Source organism: Bacillus sp. AFS041924 (assembly GCF_002577195.1).
GTDB lineage: Bacteria > Bacillota > Bacilli > Bacillales > Bacillaceae_G > Gottfriedia.
In genome coordinates, this window is the sequence record NZ_NULG01000130.1 from 1 (window position 1) to 7,568 (window position 7,568).

Consider the following 7,568-nt stretch of genomic DNA (forward strand, 5'->3'; position numbering starts at 1 on the left):
ACTGCTAGTCCAGCATCTTGCGTGTCATAGATAACAGTGTATTTTGCTGGTTTCCATGTTCCGTAAAGTGTTTTTGCAGAGTAAATTGAATTTGTGAAATTCCAAGGGATTGTACGTTCTGCATCGGCGTACCAAGTTAATTCATAACCATGAACAGTTGGTGCTGTTATTCTGCGTGCTACAATTTGATCTTTCGTTCCATCTTTTACTTCTGATGGAGCATCACCTGGAAGGACGAAATGCACATTATATCCATTTCCTACTTTTTGAACGACTGTCACATCAGCATAGTCAGTAGCCTTAATCGTAATTGTATAATCTCTTGTCCTTGTGAACAAACTCTTATCTAGCGTAATCGTACGATTAACTTTATCTACATTGTATTTCGATCCATCTACCGCACTACCGTTGAAATTAATACTTGTAATTGCATTTGCCCAATCTTTATCACTATACTCTAACACGATATCGTTACCTAATACATTATCCGTTGTATCTGCTGTCACAACAGAACCAGCTAACGCATATTTCGCATAAAGTGTGATTGGTTTTGTTACGATCGTATCAAAATCATATGGCATTGTTAAATTTTGATCTGTATACCAACCATAGAATTTGTAGCCAACTTTTGTTGGATCAACTGGTTTTGTCGCATTTCTGTCTACGATTTGAGCAGGAACTGGATCTCCACCATTTGATACAAAAGTTACCGTATAACCGACAACTTGATCAGTCACTACAACATCTTTATATCCTTCTGAAACAATCGTTACATTGAACTTTTGTCCAACTGTGAATAGATCGCCTTTAAGGATAATGCTATTATTAGTGATTGTGTAATCCTTATTTAGAACTAATGTTTTAGGGCCGATTTGCACAGCCTTAATATTGTTTTTCCATACGCCATCATCAGTAAATGGCAATGTAATATCGCTACCTACAATGTTTCCGGCAACGTCCTTATTTACTGTTGGTGGTACTTTCATCCAACATAGATAGAATGTTGAATTATCTGTTAGCACTTTAGGATTTGTTGTAATATCAGATTTCTTATCACTTGAACCAGCTGCATCCAAATATAAGTCATTACTAATCGTTAAATTTCCATTTATTACTTTTGCTGAGCCCGTACTCATAGTTGGCGCAGTTGTTTTTCCATTGACTAATGTATCAGCGAAGAATGTATCGTTTGCATTCTTTAACGTACCACCGTTTAAATCAATATGACGTCTATATCCAAGTTGTACACCTGGTATAGTGACAATTTCACCTGTTGTCGATGTTACAGTTAAATCATAACCGTTGATCCCACCAATATTTCCAAGCGATGGCATTTCACTGAAAGCAAACTTTTCCCCTAAATTGTTTTGACCTGCTTTAACAGCTTGATCATGTGTAGCTGTTGTGAAAGAAAGAACTCCGTTACTTCCATTAGACGACAAGTTATAAGTACTTGGGTCTAATGTATACTTTGTTGCTGTCGTTTCTGTTGAACCATCACTCTTAATCTGATAAAATTTCGCCTCAATTTTTGCAATTTTATCTTTACTTGTCAACCATGAAACATTTGTTAAATAATCTGGGATACTGATTTTTAAATCGCCTTCACCAAGTACCCATCCTTTTCCACTTGCAGCGCTACTTCCATCAAATTTTAATCCATTCGAGTTCGTTTTATCAACAAGTGAATAGCTTTGAGTCGTATTCATTTGCCATTTTGCATAAACGGTTGTGTCTCCGGTTGCAGGAAATGATCCTGGATCCCACTGTGTTTTACCTTCTGATTCATTATACCAACCTAGGAATTTATAACCAGGTTTAGTTGGTGCAGGGTTATAAGTTGAAATCAAACTACTAGTCGGACCATCCGATCTACTTGAACCTGCCATGAATCCAATTGCCATCGGCTTGATCGCTGACCCGCCTTGGCTGTTAAAATTAACAGTATATCCAACTGGCTGTTGACCTGTGTATACAGGATCAAAACCTGCGATAACATCTGGATAATTCGTACCATCTGCACCTACTGAGCCAATTGTAAATCTGTATAGTTGAGGCAGATAGTTTTTTCCACTAGGGTTGACAGTCGCTGCCTTATAGGTTGAAGCATTTTTTGGATCAAGCGTCGAATCTGTCATAAATGTTTTCGCATTAAACGTAATTTGACCAGCTTTACTAATGTCATAATATTTTTGATTCGTATCTGGATTGATTAAATTACTAATATCCATGCTCTTACCAGAGTTTGTCGTCACAATCACCTTATTGATTCCATTTCTCCAGTTCGCATCTTCTTGGAAAGCTAATGTTAAGTCTTTCCCGATATGCGCTACTGATGGATCTGTGCTAATTGGAATCGATGGCGTCGGAATTGGTACTGCTGATATTGTTAAAGATTTCGTTACATCTTGGTATCCTGTCGCCTTCACTGTAACTGTGTAATTCGTAGCAGTCGGGAACAGGGAACCTGGGAACGTAATTTTTGATGGCATAGTTTGCTGTGCACCATTTGCATCATAATACAGATATCCCGGGTTGATTGTCACTAAATTAGTGACATCCGTTGAACCTAGCATAATTTTCGCAATTGATTTTCTCCATACTACATCATCAACAAACACCGTGCTTGTAGGAGAAAGCGAGATTGTTGCCCCGTTTTGCAAGTCTTCTAACTTTGGTGTTGATGAAATTGTTTGTGCTGGAGCTGTAAAATTAAGCTTTTGCATAACTTGCTGTATCGTATCACCTGCATTTAACGTGATTGAACCTGCAAAGTCTGTTGTAATCGTTTTATCTTGATCTACTGTTAATTGTGCAGTTGGAACAGTTAATCCTGCATCAATTGCACTTTGATTTTGTTTACCAAAGTTTTTAAAGATGAAATAGAAGTCGTTGTAATCAATTCCGTAACCAAATCCAGTTGGTTTGATCCAATAAATATCTGCATCACGGTTCGTGTTTAAAAATGCCGTTTTGTTTGCTACATTATTTGCTGGATTATTGAAGTTATTTAAGTTTTTATATTGATAATAAACATCGATTTCCTTCATTAAATCTTTCATGTCGATTACGTTGTCACCGTTCACATCACCACCTAAAAGGATCGGGAATAGACCTCGAATATCCTTTACAGTACCAGATTGGTAACCGAATTTGTTTTCACCAATTACAGGTGTTTTTTCATACCCTTTAAAGTGTCCTGGTACACTTGCTTCGACTGAATATGGCTTGTCACTAACATCCATTGTCAGAGCATAATACGGGTTGATAAACGTATAAGCCATTGTATTATTAAATGTTGATGGTTGATCCGTTGTAAATTTTTTACCTTTATCATCAGTAGCAGTTACCTTCGCACCAGAATCAACCGTGAATTGTGGATATTGGTTGTTTATGTTATTTCTTTGGAAAGATTCTGCTGCTACTTGCCCTCTAAGTACAGAGATATTCTGTCTTACATAAGGCACATTTGTTGGGAACCAAGCGACTTTTGTATCTTCACCTGACAAAGTTAAATTCGCTTGAAGTAATTGATATGGAAATTGCCCTGTTATTGGATCAGGGTTGTTATAAGTCACATCTGCTTCTAAAATCGGCATATCATGATCTAGTGCACCTGCTGGACTTATATTTGAAAGCGTTACATCTGTTGTTTTACCCTTTGAATAGATTGGATGAACATAAGGTTCACCTACAGAAAGAACTTTAGTTGGATCTATTCCCTTACTACTTAGATAATTTTTATACTCATCTGTTAAACGGATATCACTGAATTCATAAACACTATTATTATTCAGCATAAATTTACCGCCGGTCATTCCTACTCCATACTTAGTTGTCATTGTCATTTTGAATGGTTTATTATTATCAACAACTACTTTATCTTCGTTACCTGGCCCTGCATCTACTCCATTAGATGAAGTTAATGTGACATAAGGATTGCCTTTTTTGATAAAGTAATAAGTTTGTCCGTTTACATCTCCATCACTTTCACCTGAATAATCCTGAGGCTCAATATAAAATTCACTACCCAATTTATTTGCTACATCCTCAGCCGTCACCCCAAAATGGAAGCGACCTTTCTCACTTGTATCAAAGTAAACTGTTGGGAACATACTATCTTGATAACCTATTACTTTGTTCAAAGCTTGATCTACAGGAACTGGTGTTACGCCATCCTTAGGGCTTGGCACTGACGTTTCCCCATTGTTTTTCATCACGTCTATATTAGAGTCATAAACTGTACCACGAAATCCTTTGATTTCTTGTCCAGGTAGGTACCCTGTCGGATCAATTTCATAAATTCCACCATTGGAATCTTGATCCATCGTCATAGTTGGTGGTGTACCATCAACATAAACCGTATCTTCCGCTGTGTAACGTTTACCATCTTTACCAGTTGCGATCAACTCCAGTGAGTAAGCACCTTCTTTTAGCACTTCCACTTTGTTTGAGATACCAGACTGATCATACGTTCCATCGTATGCTTTTGTAAATGGAAGATAGAATCCGTTAAAAAGTGTTATAAGTGGGCCATATTGAACACCTGGGATCAAATTACTACCGTTTGCTAATGTGTTAGCTATACCTATATATTTTCCGTCCTTGTCTTTTATGGCAATATAAAAGTTTGCCATTTCGTTATTTACCGATAAATAATAAGCTGAAAGATTTCCTTCTGACGCCGCTTTTATCGCTACTTGGAATCTATTAATTCCTTTTTCCGCAACCGTAATCGTAAATGGAATACGATAAGTTTCTGATGAGTCTTTTGAGTTTACTAGGTTAATATAACCTTCGTAAGTGCCATCTAATGAATTTGACGGAACTGTAATTTTTGCTGTTGCTTTAACAGTGCTTCCTCCGCCAACATTAATAGAATCCACGTTTTTCCCATCTATAGAAAAATCGATTTTTACGTCATTTCCTGTGCCAGGACCTACTTTATTCGATCCAGCAAATTTTGAAGAAATAAACGCGGAACTTACATTAAATGTTTTATTACCAGTTCCTAGATTTGAAACGTTAAAGTCTTTTGAAGAAACCACATCATCTGAACCGTTCGTTGCACCTTCTCCTCTACCTTTAAAACCAAAGAACATGCTACCTGTAAGATTTTCAACTTGTTGCAGTTTATTATCTGAATCAGTTGCGTATGCTTTATCTAAAACTTGAATTTTTACATTCTCTTTAATTGCACGAGCCGGATCAACACGACCAGCACCAACTTGGTATACGCTATAAGTCTTCGAATCTGTGTCAATACTCTTAGCTGTATTCATTAATGCCGTCTTAACATCAGCAGGTGTATAATCTGGATGAGCTGCTAAAATTAATGCTGAAATCCCAGCCACATGAGGTGTTGCCATTGAAGTACCAGACATAATCTGATATGCAAGTTTATAATCATGAGTTGTATTATTTTGTGGCTCCCAAATATCGTATGGAGCTGTTGAAGATATATCTACACCAGGAGCTACAACGTCTGGCTTAATTGTCCAATCTTTAACAGGACCTGTAGAGCTAAAACTTGCCAATTCATCTCCGCTCTTATTGATCGGAGCATCGTTTGTTAATGGGAACGTGATATTAGCTGATTTTGGATCTTTTTTAATCGCATCTGACAGAGCTTGTCCTTGTGACTGTGTCAATGAGACCGAATAAACATTATCCATGCTGACACCTAAGAAGTTAGGTATATATCCTTGGGTATCTGAATCATCCTGATTATCCCAGATAATCATACCTGCAGCTCCGGCATTTTTAGCATTTGCCATTTTTGTCTGTAGGTAGTCTCCTCCACGTTTTACTAGAGCAAGTTTACCTTTCACATCAATTCCACTATAATCTGCTTCACTTCCTAAACCAACATCGACGATTGGTAGTGTTTGCCCTTTATAAGCATCGTCTGATTGTGAAAAGTTTTTCCCGAATAAACGTGCTTTATAAGAAGTCGAACCATTCTTTATGGTCATAGTTGCAATTTCTTCAGGGATTGTACTTGCGCCAACCGTAATTGCTAGTGCTGAAGTCCCTGGTGAACCGACTGTAGCTTGCCCAGGACCAGCATTACCAGCTGCAACATCACAGACAACACCTGCTAAAGTAGCATTGTTAATTGCAATACTAGTTGGATAATTTGGGTCATTAATATTTGCACCAAGAGAAAGATTAATCACATCCATATGATCTTTTACTGCTTGGTCAATACCATTTAATACAGATTCTGTTGTACCATGACCACCTGGTCCTAATACACGATAAGCATATAGGTCCACTTCAGGTGCAACCCCATTTGCAGAATAAGTATCGTTATTATTCGTCGTATTTGCAGCAATTGTCCCCGCAACGTGAGTTCCATGAGATGTAATATATGGCTTATAATCTGAAGGTGGTGGACCAGAAATTACATCTGGCTCTGCTCGATCGGCTACCCAATCATCATAAGTTGTTTCCATCGGATCATTGTCATCTACGTATTTAACATTTCCATTTGCATCTAATCCTTCATTATTAACTAAGTCATGTCCACCTTTATAAACACCCTTCAAATCTGGGTGATTGTAATCAATACCAGTGTCTAATACACCAACCTTAACCTTTTGTCCTGCACGTGGACCTGATTTTATGATACCAGTATGACCTTCAGCTTGAAGCTTATCAATACCTAAATAAGAAAGCCCACCTGTTGGTTTCCCTGCAGCCCTACTTGTCGCTACAGCTTGGGAAGCGTTATCTTCCGGAACAGAATATTCTACTTGAGACCAAATAGAAGCAACTTCTGGATTTTCCGCAAGTTTTTCTACTTGATTTGCAGGTAGTGATAAAGCTACTCCATTAAATGCATCTGTGTATTCACGAGTAATACCCATCGAAGTATTTACAGACTTCCCGCCAACTATTTGTGTCTTCGGCTGTCCATTCACAAAGCTTTTAAATTTAGCGTGAGAATCTTTAACCTTTTTTTGTGCATCAGAATATTCACTTGCAAACGTTTGACTATTTGCAGTTGCTCTTCCTTTAGCTAATGATTGCTTTATGATCTGAATCTTTGCTGGATCTTCTTTAAATTGAACAATTACATTAANNCAGTAAGCTTATTAATATTTGCTTTTTGTTCAGCAGTAAGGCCGTCAAGAATACGGTTTACTTCCTTTGCATCAAAAGTATTGCTAGTTGAATCTTGCTGATTCGGTTTAGTCTCAGCATTTACACTTGCAAAACTTTGAGGTATCGCAACATTTAAAAACATTGAGCTCAACGCAAAAATCGAGACCATTTTTTTAGTTGGCTTCATACTCTTTCTAGACAATTTTTTCTTTTTCATGTTTTCCCCCCCATTAGATACATCATCCACTTTTAATCAATTGCAGATATTTTTTACAGAAAATTCACGAATAAAAAACTATTCTCAACAATTGAATAATTAAATATTACTCCAAGAATTACTTGTCTTGTATTGGGGTAATTTAGCGTTTTTTGATTTAATTTCGAATAAGAAAATGCCAAAAAATGAAATTATTTGGTGAAAAAAAGTGATTTTTAGGTAGATAAGATTAATAAAGACC

1 protein-coding gene is annotated in these 7,568 nt (G+C 37.1%); it reads right to left on the bottom strand.

Annotated features, from left to right (window positions below):
- On the bottom strand, nt 1–7,079 hold a 7,079-nt coding region (locus tag COC46_RS23055; RefSeq protein ID WP_369700076.1), incomplete at its 3' end, for a S8 family serine peptidase.
- Between the last annotated feature and the right edge of the window lie 489 nt (nt 7,080–7,568).